We start from the raw sequence: 13,142 nt of genomic DNA on the forward strand, positions 1-13,142 counted from the left end.
AATGCTCATGCAAAAGTGCTGCCTTAGCCTCGGTTGCGTATGCCGTTGGGGGAGATTCCAGGCGCATTGCGTCCGGATCCAGAACAAGAACAGGACCGATCATGAGCGAGTTCATTCTCGAAACCACGGGGCTCACCAAGGAGTTCAAGGGCTTCGTCGCCGTGTCCGGCGTGGACCTCAAAGTCCAGCGCGGCCACATCCATGCGCTGATCGGCCCCAATGGCGCCGGCAAGACCACGGTCTTCAACCTGCTGACCAAGTTCCTGCCGCCCACCGCCGGCACGATCCGTTTCGAGGGTGAGGACATCACCCGCGAGGCGCCGGCGGTCACCGCGCGCCGGGGGTTGATCCGCTCGTTCCAGATTTCCGCCACCTTCCCCAAGCTCACCGTGCTGGAGAACGTGCGCATCGGCCTGCAGCGCAAGCTCGGCACCGGCTTCCACTTCTGGCGTTCGGAGAAGTCGCTGAACGTGCTCAACGACCGCGCGATGGCGCTGCTGGAATCGGTGGATCTCGGCAAGTTCGCCGATACGATCACCGGCGAGATGCCCTACGGCCGCAAGCGCGCGCTGGAGATCGCCACCACGCTGGCGCTCGAGCCGACGATGATGCTGCTCGACGAGCCGACCCAGGGCATGGGCCACGAGGACATCGAGCGCGTCGTCGCGCTGATCCGCAAGGTGGCCGAGAACCGCACCATCCTGATGGTGGAGCACAACCTGTCGGTGGTCGCCAACCTGTGCGACCGCATCACGGTGCTCACGCGCGGCAGCATCCTCGCCGAAGGCAGCTACGAAGAAGTGTCGAAGAATCCCAAGGTGCTCGAAGCCTACGTCGGTTCCGACGACATGGCCGACGCCCATCACTAGGCCGAGGCCACGATCCATGACCAGCGCCTTTGAATCCCATGCCGAAATGCTGCGGATCAGCGATCTGCACGCCTTCTACGGCGAATCCCACATCCTGCACGGCATCGACCTGCAGGTCGCGCGCGGCGAATGCGTCACCTTGCTCGGGCGTAACGGCTCCGGCCGCTCGACCACGCTGAAGTCCATCCTCGGCCTGGTCGGCCGCCGCAGCGGCTCGATCATGGTGAATGGCAACGAGGTCATCGCCGAGCCCACCCACCGCATGGCGCGCCACGGCGTCGGCTACGTGCCGGAGGAACGCGCGATCTTCGCCTCGCTGACGGCCGAGGAGAACCTGCTGCTGCCGCCGCAGGTATCCAGCGGCGGCATGAGCGTGGACGAGATCTACGGGATGTTCCCCAACCTGCTCGAACGCCGCAACAGCCCGGGTACCAAGCTGTCCGGCGGCGAACAGCAGATGCTGGCGATGGCGCGCGTGCTGCGTACCGGGGCCAAGCTGCTGCTGCTCGACGAGATCACCGAAGGCCTCGCACCGGTCATCGTCAAGAAGCTCGGCGAGGTCATCACCGAACTGAAATCGCGCGGTTTCACCATCGTGCTGGTGGAGCAGAACTTCCGCTTTGCCGCGCCGCTGGCCGACCGCCACTACGTGCTCGAGCACGGCGAGATCATCGCCACCATCCAGAAGGACGAACTGCCAGGACGGATGGACTGGCTGCACCAGACGCTCGGGGTCTGACCCGGTGCGCCACCACAACGAACGGAGACGAGACATGCATACGAAGAAGCTGTTGACCGCCGCCTGCACCGCGGCCCTGGCGATGCTGGCCACCGGCGCGCACGCGCAGTTTTCCGGCAACACTGTGAAGATCGGCGTGCTGACCGACATGTCGGGCACCTATTCCGACCTCGCCGGCCAGGGCGCGGTCGTCGCCACCCAGATGGCGATCGAGGACTTCGTCGCGAAGGAAAAGCCGGGCTTCAAGGTGGAGATGGTGTCCGCCGACCACCAGAACAAGGCCGACATCGCCTCCAACAAGGCGCGCGAGTGGTTCGAGCGTGAAGGCGTCGATACCGCCACCGAGCTGGTCACCACTTCCACCGCGCTGGCGGTGATGAAGGTGGCCAAGGAGATGAACAAGGTCGTGCTGATGAACGGCCCCGGCTCCACCCCGATCACCAACGAGCAGTGCAACGACGTCAGCGTGCACTACACCTACGACACCTATGCGCTTGCCAACGGCACCGCCAAGGCGGTGACCCAGCAGGGCGGCAAGAACTGGTTCTTCCTCACCGCCGACTACGCCTTCGGCCAGGCGCTGGAAAAGGACTCGTCGGCGGTCGTCACCGCCAACGGCGGCAAGGTGGTCGGCTCGGTGCGCCACCCCTTCCCGGCCTCGGACTTCTCGTCTTTCCTGCTGCAGGCGCAGGCTTCCAACGCCCAGATCATCGGTCTCGCCAATGCCGGCGCCGACACCACCAACGCGATCAAGCAGGCGGCCGAATTCGGCATCACGCCCAAGCAGCAGCTCGCCGGCCTGCTGATGTTCATCTCCGACGTCCATTCGCTCGGCCTCAAGAACGCCCAGGGCATGTTCCTGACCACCGGCTTCTACTGGGATCTCAATGACGAAACCCGCGCCTGGTCCAAGCGCTTCTTCGACAAGCAGAAGCGCATGCCGACCATGGTGCAGGCCGGCCAGTATTCCTCGGTGATGCACTACCTGAAGGCGGTGAAGGCTGCCGGCACCGACGACACCACCAAGGTGATGGCGCAGATGAAGAAGACCCCGATCAACGACTTCTTCGCCAAGAACGGCCAGATCCGCGAGGACGGCCGCATGGTGCACGACATGTACCTGGTGCAGGTCAAGAAGCCGGAAGAATCCAAGTACCCGTGGGACTACTACCACGTGAAGCAGGTGATTCCGGGCGCCGAAGCCTTCCAGCCGCTGTCGCTGTCGCGCTGCCCGCTGGTCAAGAAGTGATCTGATCCACCACGACGCGCGGGGCGGCCAGCGCCGCCCCCGCTCGGGAGCCACCCATGGAAATCTTCGGAGTGCCGAGTGCGCTGTTCGGCAGCCAGCTGCTGATCGGCCTGATCAACGGTTCCTTCTACGCCATCCTCAGCCTCGGGCTGGCGATCATCTTCGGCCTGCTCAACATCATCAACTTCGCGCATGGCGCGCAGTACATGATGGGCGCCTTCGTGGCCTGGATCGCGCTGACCAAGTTCGGCGTCAACTACTGGGTGGCGCTGCTGCTGTCGCCGATCCTGATCGGCGCACTCGGCGTGGTGCTCGAACGCACGATGCTGAGAAAGCTCTACAAGCTCGATCACCTTTACGGATTGCTGCTCACCTTCGGCCTCGCGCTGATCTTCGAAGGCATCTTCCGCGACCAGTACGGTATTTCCGGCCAGGCCTACGAGGTGCCCGATGCGCTCAAGGGCGGCGTCAATCTGGGCTTCATGTTCATGCCGATCTACCGCGGCTGGGTCGTCGTCGCCGCGCTCGCGGTGTGCTTCGGCACCTGGTTCATGATCGAAAAGACCAAGCTCGGCGCCTACCTGCGCGCCGGCACCGAAAACCCGCAGATCGTGCAGGCGCTCGGCATCAACGTGCCGCTGCTGATCACCTTCACCTACGGCTACGGCGTTGCGCTTGCCGCCTTCGCCGGCGTGCTCGCCGCGCCGATCTACCAGGTGAGCCCGCAGATGGGCGCCAACCTCATCATCGTGGTGTTCGCGGTGGTGGTGATCGGCGGCATGGGCTCGATCATGGGCTCCATCGTCACCGGCCTCGGCCTCGGCCTGATCGAGGGCCTGACGCGGGTGTTCTACCCCGAAGCCTCGGCGGTGGTGGTGTTCTTCATCATGGTCATCGTGCTGCTGGTGCGCCCGGCCGGACTGTTCGGCAAGGCCGCCTGAGGCGTGCGACAAGGAAAAGCGCTCATGAGCTACAACGACAAGTCGCTGTTCGACCGGGCCACGCCGGTGCTGTTCGGCGCGCTCTTCATCATCGGGCTGGTGGCGCCGTTCGCGGTCTATCCCACCTTCCTGATGAAGATCCTGTGTTTCGGGCTGTTCGCCTGCGCGTTCAACCTGCTGCTCGGCTTTGCCGGCCTGCTCTCGTTCGGCCACGCCGCCTTCCTCGGCAGCGCCGGCTACGTCTGCGGCATGCTGGTGCGCGACCTTGGCGTCACCCCCGAAGTCGGCATCATCGGCGGCACGCTGGCCGCCGGCGTGCTGGGCTGGGTGTTCGGCGTGCTGGCGATCCGGCGCAGCGGCATCTACTTCGCGATGATCACGCTGGCGCTGTCGCAGATGGTGTTCTTCTTCGCGCTGCAGTGGAAGGCGACCGGGGGCGAGGACGGCCTGCAGGGTGTGCCGCGCGGCCACCTGTTCGGGCTGATCGACCTCAGCAACAACCTGGCGATGTATTACCTGGTGTTCGCCGTGTTCTGCGCCGGCTTCTTCATCATCTACCGCGCCATCCACTCGCCCTTCGGCCAGATCCTGAAGGCGATCCGCGAGAACGAGCCGCGCGCGATCTCGCTCGGCTACGACGTCAGCAAGTACAAGCTGCTCGCCTTCGTGCTGTCGGCCGCGCTTGCCGGGCTGGCCGGTGCCACCAAGACGCTGGTGTTCCAGCTCGCCTCGCTGACCGACGTGCATTGGCACATGTCGGGCGAGGTGGTGCTGATGACCCTGCTCGGCGGTCTCGGCACCATCCTCGGCCCGCTGGTCGGCGCCTCGGTCATCGTCAGCCTGCAGAGCGAACTTGCCGACAAGGTCGGCTCCTGGGTGACGGTGATCATGGGCGTGATCTTCGTGCTGTGCGTGCTGCTGTTCCGCCGCGGCATCGTCGGCGAGCTGCAGGCGCTGATCCGGCGCAGCGGCATCAACTAGACAAGGCGAGGAGGAGACAGGCGGGCGCGGCATTGCCGCCTCGCCCACAACACGCGCGGCGGGCGTCTTCGCCCGACCGCCGCGGGCAGTATGGGCCGGCCTGGAGCCGGCCCTTTTCATTCAAGCCGGCAGCCGCCGGCTCCGCGATTACGGTTTCATGCGGTGGGCGGCGTCGCCCGCGCCGTGCGGGGCCGGCGGTCCATCTTCACCACCCGCGCGCGCAGCTGGCCGCAGCCGCCTTCGACGTCCTGCCCGGCCGACTGGCGCAGCTTGGCGAGCACGCCGTGGCGGTGCAGGTAGGCCGCAAGCGCCACCGCCGCCTCCCGGCCCGGCCGGCGGAAGTCGAGTTCGGGCACGCTGTTGTAGGGGATCAGGTTCATCAGCGCGTACTTGCCCCGCAACAGCCGGACGATGCCGTCCATTTCTTCCGGGCTGTCGTTCACGCCTTCGATCAGCGTCCATTGGTACTGGATCGGATAACCGGTGCTGCGCGCATAGCGCTCGCCGAGTTCCACCAGTTCCTCGGGCGCGATCTGCGGAGCGCGCGGCAGCAGTTGCGCGCGCAAGTCGGCGCGGGTGGTGTGCAGCGACAGCGCCAGTGCCGGCTTCACGCGCTGCCGGGGCAGGCGCTCGAACACCCGGTAGTCGCCCACCGTGGAGAACACCAGATTCTTGTGGCCGATGCCGCCGGCGGTGCCGAGCAGGTCGATCGCCTCGAGCACGTTGTCGAGGTTGTGGGCCGGTTCGCCCATGCCCATGAACACCACTTTCTTCACCGGCCGCAGGCTGCGCGCCAGCACCACCTGGGCGACGATCTCCGCGCTGCCGAGCTGGCGCAGCAGGCCCTCGCGCCCGGTCATGCAGAACACGCAGCCGACCGCGCAGCCGAGCTGGGTGGATACGCACAGACCGTCGCGCAGCAGCAGCACGCTCTCCACCGTCTGGCCGTCGGCCAGTTCCACCAGCAGGCGGGCCGAGCCATCCTCGCCGGGGTGCTGCGAGCGCAGCCGCGCCAGCCCTTCCAGCTCGGCGGTCAGCGCGGGCAGCGCCTCGCGCAGCGCCAGCGGCAGGAAATCCTTGGCCGCCTGGCGGCGGTTATCCATCGAGCTGCGTTGCACCCAGGCGCGCAGCACCCGTTGCTCGTGGGCAGGTTTGGCGCCGAGTGCGCGCAGGCGTTGGGTCAGGTCGTCGATCCGCATCAGGGGGTGGATGGTAGCGCGAACCGGCGGCCGCGCGCTGTGCCGCTGCGCGGCCGAAGCCGCTACGATCGCCGGATGGAATCCGCGGCCGTTTTCCGCCTGCTCGCCAACGCGGTCCTGGTCCTCCACGCGGGCTTCGTGCTCTTCGTGGTGGCCGGGCTGGTGTTGATCCTCGTCGGCGGCGCCCTCGACTGGCGCTGGGTGCGTGACGTGCGCCTGCGCGTGCTGCATCTGGCGGCGATCGGCGTGGTGGTGGCCGAATCCTGGCTTGGAGTCGTGTGCCCGCTGACCACGCTGGAGCTGTGGCTGCGGCGGCTGGGCGGGCAGATCGGCTACGAAGGCGATTTCGTTGCGTTCTGGCTGCGCCGGCTGCTGTTCTTCGACGCCCCCGGCTGGGTATTCGTGCTCGCCTACACGGGGTTCGCGGCGCTGGTGCTGCTGGCATGGTGGCGGTACCCGCCGCGCCGGCCCCGCCGGCCCGCGCAGGACGATGGCAACTAGGGTAAATTCAGGCGGAATGTGCGCCGACGGTCCGCCGTCGCGCCGTCTCCCTGATCAGGAGTGACCCCCATGAACACTTCCACCCTGTTACGTCTGGCCGTCGTGGCGTGCGCCCCGGCGCTGCTGACCGCATGCTCCACCCAAAGCTGGTATGAAGGCGCGCGCGTCCATGCCGAGAACGAATGCCGCCGGCAGCCCGGCAGCGCGGCGGAGGAATGCATGGCGCGGGTGAATACCCAGCGCTACGAGGACTATGAGCGCGCGCGCAAGGCGCAGTAGTGGCGCCGCGGCCCGGGGGCTGGCCGCGCTCCCCAACCTTGGCGTGCGTTCGGCGTCCATGCTCGACGCTGCCGGCATCCACTCGGAGGCGGAACTGCGTGCTCTTGGTGCGGTGGCGGCCTACGCCCGGGTCAAGCGCAGCGGCGCGCGGCCGGGGCTCAACCTGCTGTGGGCGCTGGAGGGCGCCTTGAGCGGAATACCCTGGCAGATCGTTGCCCGCGAGCATCGCACCAGCCTGTTGCTGGCGCTGGAGGACGAAGACCGCGGTGCATCCGCTGGATTGGCTGGAAATCACGACGGACGAAGGAGTAACTGATGATGAAGGGATACTGGATCGTGCGCGTGGATGTCGCCGACAGCGAGCGATTCATGAACTATGCACAGTTGGCGGGGCCGGCCTTGAAGCTGTACGGCGCGCGATTTCTCGCGCGCGTCGGCCCTCACACGGTGATCGAGGGCGCGGCGCGTTCGCGCAACACGGTGGTGGAGTTTCCGTCCTACCAGGCAGCGCTCGATTGCTGGCATTCACCGGAATACCAGGCCGCCCGCCAGCTGCGTCTCGGCGCCGCCGAGGTGGATATCGTGGTGATCGAAGGTTTCGACGGGGTGCAGCCGGGCCAGTTGTGAAGCGTCGCGCCCAAGGTTCCCGGGCGCCGGGCGGCGCGGCTCGGGGGCGGCCCTAGCGCCGCGATGCCCTCAGGATCGCGCCGAAGGAGAGCGTTCATGCGGTATTTGTCGAGGCGGGGATGCGCTGCGCTCGTCCCGGCATCCTCCTTTGCCCGTGATCCGCTTCGTGCCCGGGCAGTGGAAGGAAGGCTATACCTGAGTCGCATCCATTGCGGCGCGTGCACAAACTTCACGCGCTTGCCGATTTTTCCGTGCCCGGCGGAGGCCGCCCCGGGCGTGGGTGTTCCGCGCCGGCGTCCTCGGCCGTGCCGCGGTGTTCGTCGCGGATTTCGCGCATCAGGAAGAAATTGAGCCCGGTGCGGATCACCGCCACGGTGGCCAGCTTGCCCAGCTGTTCCCAGCTGGGCGCCACCGCGGTGCTGAGGATGTCCGCCGCGAGCTGGAACTCGAGCGCCATCGCCAGGTAGCGCGCAAACGCCAGCCGCACCGGATTGAACTCGTCGTGGCAGTGGTGCAGCCAGTGGCGCGCAAGACCGTGCAGCGCGACCACGATGCCGACGGCGATGATGGCCGCGCCAATGGTCTCCACCAGCAGGCGCAGCCATTCCACCCCCATCCGCACCCATTCTTCGGCTTCGCTGAACATGACCTACCCGAGCACTCCGTTGGCGCCGTCGAGCAAGACGCGTTCCCCGGCCTGACCCGCGACATGCCGAACGATTGCGCGTTGGCGCGGTCAGGAGAGCGTCTTGCTGCGAACTTTCGTCCGCGATCGTCCCCGGCCTGCGCCGCGGTGACGGCCGGGCATGGCCGACCTTGCCGGAGGAATGAGCATGAGCATTGCCAGGCGAATCGCGCTGTTGCTGGCGATATTGATCGGGGCGCTGGTGGCGCTGGGGACGATGGGCGTGGTGCAGATGAGCCGCGTCAACGAGGGGCTCGTCTATCAGAACGAGAAGATCCTGCCCAAGCTCGACCTGATCGCCGCGACCCAGCGGCGCGCCATCACGTACCGCTTGCTGGTGTTGCGCCACGTCTTGACCACCGACGCGCGCGCGATGGAGGCGGCCGAAGCGCCCTTGCGTCAGCTCGCCAGCGAGATCGACGCTGATCTGCGCAAGTACGAGTCGATGACCGACAGCGACGAGGACCGCCGTCTGCTGCGGGCCGACCGCGAAGCGCTGACGGCCTACGCTGCGGTGGCGGAACGCTCGCTCGCGCACTCGCGCGCCAACCGCAACGAGGAAGCCTCGGCGCTGGCCAACGGCGAAGCCGCCGAGCGCGGCAACGCGCTGATTGCCGCGCTGGATGCGCACGCGCGCTACAACCGCGAGCTGAACGAAGCCTTTGCGACAGGCGCCGAGGAGACCTTCCGCAGCAGCCGCGCGCTGACCGTGGCGCTGGTGGTGCTGGCGCTGGCGGCCGGCGGGGGCTTCGGCTTTCTCGCCTACCGGCGCATCGTCGGGGCGCTGGTGGCGATGAGCGCCGCGGTGGAAGGGGTGTCGAGCACGCTGGACTTCAGCCGCCGCGTGCCGGCCGACGGCAAGGACGAGGTGGCGCAGACCGGGCGCGCGTTCAACGCGCTGCTCGAACGCGTGCAGCAGAGCCTGCGCAAGATGTCGACCCATGCCGGCGAAGTCTCGGCGGCAGGTTCCCAGCTGGCCTCGTCGGCGCGCCAGGTGTCGATCGGATCGAGCGCGCAGAGCGAGGCCGCGGCGGCGATGGCGGCCGCCGTCGAGCAGATGACCGTCAGCATCAACCATGTGGCCGACCGCGCCGGCGAGGCCCGCCGGCTGGCGGTGCTGGCCGGCGACGAGGCGCGGGGCGGGGCCGAGGTGATCGGTCTGACGCTGGCCGACATCCGCCGCATCGACGTTTCGGTACGGCAGGCGGCCGAGCGCGTGCAGCAGCTCGACGAGGACAGCGCGCGCGTCAGCGCGGTCGTCACCGTGATCAAGGAGGTGGCCGACCAGACCAACCTGCTCGCGCTCAACGCCGCGATCGAGGCGGCGCGCGCGGGTGAGCAGGGGCGGGGTTTCGCGGTGGTGGCGGACGAGGTGCGCAAGCTGGCCGAGCGTACCGCGCAGTCGACGCAGGAGATTTCGTCGACCATGGAGGCGATGCAGGCCGGCGCGCGCAATGCCACGGGCGGCATGAGCGCGGCAGTCGAGCTGGTCGGCGTCGGCGTCGCTCACGCCCAGCAGGCGGAGGCATCGGTGCGCCAGATCGAGGACGGCGCGCGGCGCACGGTGGACATCGTGGCCGAAATCTCGGATGCGATCCGCGAGCAGAGCGTGGCCAGTTCCAGCATTGCACAGCAGGTGGAGCGGGTGGCGCAGATGACCGACGAGAACAGCGCCGCTGCCGCCAGCACCTCCGACACCGCGGTGGGACTGGAGGGGTTGGCGCAGGAGATGCAGGGCGAGGTGGCGCGCTATCGCGTGTAGGCGTGACCCCCGTCGCGGGGGGGCACGTCGCGGCGGCTTGATGGCTATAACTTATGGTGTAGTATTGGCGGGCGTCGATCTGTCGTATGTGCGTATTTTTACGCCGAAAATACGATTCAGATGAAGGCCATATAAACCGTAAGTAATAAAACACTCCAGTCCGGGCGGCACACGTCGATTGTCCGGGCGAACGGCGCGGGTTCCAAGCTGCGCGGTTCCGGGGTGAGCCACCGGAGACCGCCGCCGTGACCATCGCCAAACGCATCGCGCTGCTGCTAGCGCTGTTCATCCTCGCGCTCCTGACAGTAGGCGCCACCGGCGTCCTTCAGGTCCGTAGCCTCAATCAGGGCTTGCTCTACCAGACCAGCAACATCCTCCCCAGCCTGGCGCGCATTGGCGACCTGCAGCTCCAGGTGATGCGTTTCCGTTCGATCGTGCTCAGCCATGTGCTGGCGACGGAGGCCAAGGAAATGGCCGAGATCGAAGTTGAACTGGGGAAGGTGCGCCAGGGCATCGAGGAAGGTCTGGTGAAGTACCAGACGCTGGTGTCCGACGAAGAAGACGGGCGCCGGCTGGCGGCGGTGAGCGCGGCGCTGCGCGGCTATCTGACCTTGGCGGATCACGAGATCGAATTGTCGCGCCAGAACCGCAATGAAGAGGCGCGCCGCATGATCGCGACCGAAGGTGCGAAGCATTCGGCCGAGCTGATCGGCGCGCTCGAACGGCTGGCGGAGTACAACCGCGAACTTGCCGAGCGGTTCGAGCACGAAGCTGAGCGTTCCTTCCGTAACGGCCTCGTGCTGTCGGTGGGCATGACGCTGGTGGCGATCGCCGGCGGTGCCCTGCTCGGCTTTGCGACCTATCGCCGCGTCGTTGGTTCGCTGGTGGCGATGAGCGGTGCCGTGCAGGACGTGTCCACCACGCTGGACTTCAGTCGCCGCGTGCCGGTGGAAGGCCGCGACGAGGTCGCGCAGACCGCGCGCGCCTTCAATGCCCTGCTCGAACGGGTGCAGCAGAGCCTGCGCCAGATGTCGCAGCATGCCTCCAGCGTGTTCGCGGCCGGCACCAGCCTGGCCGCTTCGGCGCAGCAGGTTTCGGCCGGCTCCAGCGAGCAGAGCGAGGCCGCGGGCGCGATGGCGGCGGCGGTGGAAGAGATGACCGTCAGCGTCAACCACGTTGCCGACCGCGCCTCCGAAGCGAGCGAACTCGCGGCCAGCGCCGGTCGCGATGCCCACGCCGGCGCCGAGGTGATCGGCAAGACGCTCGCCGACATCCGCCGCATCGACGCCTCGGTGCGGCAGGCCGCGGAGCGCGTACAGCAGCTGGATGCCGACAGCGCGCGCGTCAGCGCAGTGGTGGCGGTGATCAAGGACGTGGCCGACCAGACCAACCTGCTCGCGCTCAACGCCGCGATCGAGGCCGCGCGCGCCGGCGAACAGGGCCGGGGCTTCGCCGTGGTGGCCGACGAGGTGCGCAAGCTGGCCGAACGTACCGCGCAGTCCACGCAGGAGATCTCCTCCACGATGGAAGCGATGCAGAGCGGCGCGCGCAACGCGGTCAGCGGCATGACCGAGGCGGTGGAGCAGGTCGCGCGCGGCGTGGGCCATGCGCAGCAGGCGGAGGAGTCGATCCGCCAGATCGAGGCGGGGTCGCGCCGTACCGTGGAGCGGGTGGCGGAGATTTCGGACGCGATCCGCGAGCAGAGCGAGGCCAGCTCCAACATCGCGCGCCAGGTCGAACGGGTGGCGCAGATGACCGACGAGAACAGCGCCGCCGCCAGCACCTCCGACACCGCGGCCGCGCTCAACGGCCTCGCGCGCGACATGCAGAGCGAGGTCTCGCGCTACCGGGTGTAGCGCCGGCGGCGGCGCGCGGCAATGCCTCGCCGCCGTCACGGATGCCTGCGGGCCCGGGCCGATGGCGCGGGCGCCGTCGGGATGGCGTTACCATCGGCGTCCATCCTCAGGCGGGAGCAGGCCATGCCGTATGTGAACATCCAGGTGACCGCGGGCGTGACGCGCGCGCAGAAGGCGCAGCTGGTGCGGGAAGTCACCGACGCGCTGGTGCGCGTACTGGGCAAGAAGCCCGAGCACACCCACGTGGTGATCCAGGAAATCGACGAGGAGAACTGGGGCTACGCCGGCATGCTGACCGACGACTGGCGGCGCCAGCAGGGGAGCTAGGCGGCGTCGCGGTCATCGTGGCGCGCGCCTCCGGGGGCGCCACCCCGGGTCGGGCAGGCCGCGTTGTCCGCCCGGCGCCCGGGCGTCATGCGGCGGACGGCATTGCCCTTTCGACGGCGCGGTCAATAGTATGCGGGGCCGGGCGGACCGCGCCCGCACTGAACCCGTCCGGATTTCCCCGATGCGTCTGCCCCCGCTGCATGCCCTCGTCGCCTTCGAAGCCGCTGCCCGCGCGGGCAGTTTTCTTGCCGCGGCCGCGGAACTGCACCTGACGCCGTCGGCCGTCAGCCACCGCATCAAGGCGCTGGAAGACTGGCTGGGCAGGGCGCTGTTCGAACGCCGCCAGCGCCTCGTGGTGCTGACCGAGGCGGGGCGCGATTACCTCGCACAGATCCAGCCCGCGCTCGCCGACATCGAAACCGCCAGCGCCGCGATGCAGGCGCCGCACAGCCGCGTGCTGCGGCTGTCGGTGGCGCCGGCGATCGGTGCGAAATGGTTCGTCGGCCAGCTGGCTGCCTACCGCGAGGTCGATCCCGGGCTCGAATTCGTGCTCTCCACCGCGTCGACGATGGCGCCGGTCGCGGCCGGCAAGGCCGACGTGGGCCTGTGCTACGGCGAACCGCCGTGGCCCGGGCTGGAAGCCTACGAACTGCGCCGCGAGACCGTGTTTCCGGTGTGCAGCCCGGCGCTCGCGGCGCGTCTGGGAGAACCGCCCGCAGCCGCTGCGCTGGGGGCGCTGCCCTTGTTGCGCCACCCGCTGCTCGCGTGGCGGCCGTGGTTCGCCGCGGTCGGGCTGGATCGCGCCGAGCCGGCCGAGGGGCCGCTGTTCGAGGACGCGATGATGATGCTGGAAGCGGCCAGCGCCGGCGTGGGCGTGGCCTTGACCGTGGAACTGCTGGCGCGCCCCTATCTCGCCAGCGGCGCGCTGCAGCGCCCGTTCTCCGTCGCCGTGCCGGGCAAGGCCTTCCATGCCGTGCTGCGTGCCGATGCCTACGGCCGGCCCTGGGTGCGCCGCTTCGTGCGCTGGCTGCAGGCGCGCGCGCGCCGCGACACCGCCGCCTGAGGGCCGGCGCCCGGTTGAATCCATTTCATCTGAAAGCCCTTGCTTTCGTTTGTCCGCCTGTCGC

Annotated in this window: 15 protein-coding genes; 13 read left to right on the forward strand and 2 right to left on the reverse strand. The window is 68.2% G+C overall.

What is annotated here, in order from left to right:
• Nucleotides 1–101 precede the first annotated feature (101 nt).
• From dqs_RS00640 to dqs_RS00660, 5 genes are read left to right on the forward strand one after another with little or no spacing between them, the layout of a single operon-like run.
• Nucleotides 102–869, forward strand: coding sequence for an ABC transporter ATP-binding protein (locus dqs_RS00640; protein WP_011763854.1), 768 nt, complete (start codon nucleotides 102–104; stop codon nucleotides 867–869).
• A 16-nt stretch (nucleotides 870–885) separates the two neighbouring features.
• A complete protein-coding gene (locus dqs_RS00645; protein WP_011763855.1) occupies nucleotides 886–1,608 on the forward strand; it encodes an ABC transporter ATP-binding protein in 723 nt (240 codons plus the stop codon).
• 34 nt (nucleotides 1,609–1,642) lie between these two features.
• Nucleotides 1,643–2,857, forward strand: coding sequence for an ABC transporter substrate-binding protein (locus dqs_RS00650; protein WP_011763856.1), 1,215 nt, complete (start codon nucleotides 1,643–1,645; stop codon nucleotides 2,855–2,857).
• A gap of 56 nt (nucleotides 2,858–2,913) precedes the next feature.
• Nucleotides 2,914–3,798: a branched-chain amino acid ABC transporter permease gene (locus dqs_RS00655; protein ID WP_011763857.1), complete on the forward strand. Its 885-nt coding sequence runs from the start codon at nucleotides 2,914–2,916 to the stop codon at nucleotides 3,796–3,798.
• 24 nt (nucleotides 3,799–3,822) lie between these two features.
• The gene (locus dqs_RS00660) at nucleotides 3,823–4,779 is read left to right on the forward strand and encodes a branched-chain amino acid ABC transporter permease (RefSeq protein ID WP_011763858.1); all 957 of its coding nucleotides are present in this window, start codon (nucleotides 3,823–3,825) and stop codon (nucleotides 4,777–4,779) included.
• A 155-nt stretch (nucleotides 4,780–4,934) separates the two neighbouring features.
• Here the strand turns inward: dqs_RS00660 and dqs_RS00665 are convergent, their stop codons facing one another.
• Entirely contained in the window at nucleotides 4,935–5,978 is a 1,044-nt protein-coding gene (locus dqs_RS00665; RefSeq protein ID WP_065339378.1) for an RNA methyltransferase, read from the reverse strand.
• A gap of 75 nt (nucleotides 5,979–6,053) precedes the next feature.
• Here dqs_RS00665 and dqs_RS00670 point away from each other — a divergent pair, with 75 nt between their 5' ends.
• The 4 genes from dqs_RS00670 to dqs_RS00685 all read left to right on the forward strand — a co-directional run bounded on the left by dqs_RS00670 (nucleotide 6,054) and on the right by dqs_RS00685 (nucleotide 7,385).
• Nucleotides 6,054–6,479, forward strand: coding sequence for a DUF2784 domain-containing protein (locus dqs_RS00670; RefSeq protein ID WP_065339379.1), 426 nt, complete (start codon nucleotides 6,054–6,056; stop codon nucleotides 6,477–6,479).
• A gap of 69 nt (nucleotides 6,480–6,548) precedes the next feature.
• Nucleotides 6,549–6,758: a hypothetical protein gene (locus dqs_RS00675; protein WP_011763861.1), complete on the forward strand. Its 210-nt coding sequence runs from the start codon at nucleotides 6,549–6,551 to the stop codon at nucleotides 6,756–6,758.
• A 58-nt stretch (nucleotides 6,759–6,816) separates the two neighbouring features.
• The gene (locus dqs_RS00680) at nucleotides 6,817–7,074 is read left to right on the forward strand and encodes a TfoX/Sxy family protein (protein ID WP_236778715.1); all 258 of its coding nucleotides are present in this window, start codon (nucleotides 6,817–6,819) and stop codon (nucleotides 7,072–7,074) included.
• Nucleotides 7,074–7,385 (forward strand): DUF1330 domain-containing protein, encoded by a 312-nt coding sequence (locus tag dqs_RS00685; protein ID WP_065339381.1) that lies wholly within the window; start codon nucleotides 7,074–7,076, stop codon nucleotides 7,383–7,385. Before dqs_RS00680 ends, dqs_RS00685 begins: the two co-directional genes overlap by 1 nt.
• A gap of 229 nt (nucleotides 7,386–7,614) precedes the next feature.
• Here dqs_RS00685 and dqs_RS00690 read toward each other — a convergent pair whose 3' ends face one another.
• Nucleotides 7,615–8,031: a DUF1622 domain-containing protein gene (locus tag dqs_RS00690; protein ID WP_065339382.1), complete on the reverse strand. Its 417-nt coding sequence runs from the start codon at nucleotides 8,029–8,031 to the stop codon at nucleotides 7,615–7,617.
• A gap of 187 nt (nucleotides 8,032–8,218) precedes the next feature.
• On the opposite strand from dqs_RS00690, the gene dqs_RS00695 reads away from it, so the two are divergent.
• The 4 genes from dqs_RS00695 to dqs_RS00710 all read left to right on the forward strand — a co-directional run bounded on the left by dqs_RS00695 (nucleotide 8,219) and on the right by dqs_RS00710 (nucleotide 13,078).
• A complete protein-coding gene (locus dqs_RS00695) occupies nucleotides 8,219–9,832 on the forward strand; it encodes a methyl-accepting chemotaxis protein (protein ID WP_065339383.1) in 1,614 nt (537 codons plus the stop codon).
• 245 nt (nucleotides 9,833–10,077) lie between these two features.
• Nucleotides 10,078–11,688: a methyl-accepting chemotaxis protein gene (locus dqs_RS00700; protein ID WP_065339384.1), complete on the forward strand. Its 1,611-nt coding sequence runs from the start codon at nucleotides 10,078–10,080 to the stop codon at nucleotides 11,686–11,688.
• Between the two features lie 123 nt (nucleotides 11,689–11,811).
• Complete coding sequence (locus dqs_RS00705) at nucleotides 11,812–12,015, forward strand: tautomerase family protein (RefSeq protein ID WP_011763868.1); 204 nt, start codon at nucleotides 11,812–11,814, stop codon at nucleotides 12,013–12,015.
• Between the two features lie 181 nt (nucleotides 12,016–12,196).
• Nucleotides 12,197–13,078: a LysR substrate-binding domain-containing protein gene (locus dqs_RS00710; RefSeq protein ID WP_065339385.1), complete on the forward strand. Its 882-nt coding sequence runs from the start codon at nucleotides 12,197–12,199 to the stop codon at nucleotides 13,076–13,078.
• Nucleotides 13,079–13,142 lie beyond the last annotated feature (64 nt).

The sequence above is a fragment of the Azoarcus olearius genome, from assembly GCF_001682385.1.
In the GTDB taxonomy this organism is placed as follows: domain Bacteria; phylum Pseudomonadota; class Gammaproteobacteria; order Burkholderiales; family Rhodocyclaceae; genus Azoarcus; species Azoarcus olearius.

Excerpts from the sequence above, each read along its gene's own strand:
- dqs_RS00640 (WP_011763854.1), top strand. The coding sequence starts at position 102 with ATGAGCGAGTTCATTCTCGAAACCACGGGGCTCACCAAGGAGTTCAAG.
- dqs_RS00645 (WP_011763855.1), top strand. The coding sequence starts at position 886 with ATGACCAGCGCCTTTGAATCCCATGCCGAAATGCTGCGGATCAGCGAT.
- dqs_RS00650 (WP_011763856.1), top strand. The coding sequence starts at position 1,643 with ATGCATACGAAGAAGCTGTTGACCGCCGCCTGCACCGCGGCCCTGGCG.
- dqs_RS00655 (WP_011763857.1), top strand. The coding sequence starts at position 2,914 with ATGGAAATCTTCGGAGTGCCGAGTGCGCTGTTCGGCAGCCAGCTGCTG.
- dqs_RS00660 (WP_011763858.1), top strand. The coding sequence starts at position 3,823 with ATGAGCTACAACGACAAGTCGCTGTTCGACCGGGCCACGCCGGTGCTG.
- dqs_RS00665 (WP_065339378.1), bottom strand. The coding sequence starts at position 5,978 with ATGCGGATCGACGACCTGACCCAACGCCTGCGCGCACTCGGCGCCAAA.
- dqs_RS00670 (WP_065339379.1), top strand. The coding sequence starts at position 6,054 with ATGGAATCCGCGGCCGTTTTCCGCCTGCTCGCCAACGCGGTCCTGGTC.
- dqs_RS00675 (WP_011763861.1), top strand. The coding sequence starts at position 6,549 with ATGAACACTTCCACCCTGTTACGTCTGGCCGTCGTGGCGTGCGCCCCG.
- dqs_RS00680 (WP_236778715.1), top strand. The coding sequence starts at position 6,817 with ATGCTCGACGCTGCCGGCATCCACTCGGAGGCGGAACTGCGTGCTCTT.
- dqs_RS00685 (WP_065339381.1), top strand. The coding sequence starts at position 7,074 with ATGATGAAGGGATACTGGATCGTGCGCGTGGATGTCGCCGACAGCGAG.
- dqs_RS00690 (WP_065339382.1), bottom strand. The coding sequence starts at position 8,031 with ATGTTCAGCGAAGCCGAAGAATGGGTGCGGATGGGGGTGGAATGGCTG.
- dqs_RS00695 (WP_065339383.1), top strand. The coding sequence starts at position 8,219 with ATGAGCATTGCCAGGCGAATCGCGCTGTTGCTGGCGATATTGATCGGG.
- dqs_RS00705 (WP_011763868.1), top strand. The coding sequence starts at position 11,812 with ATGCCGTATGTGAACATCCAGGTGACCGCGGGCGTGACGCGCGCGCAG.
- dqs_RS00710 (WP_065339385.1), top strand. The coding sequence starts at position 12,197 with ATGCGTCTGCCCCCGCTGCATGCCCTCGTCGCCTTCGAAGCCGCTGCC.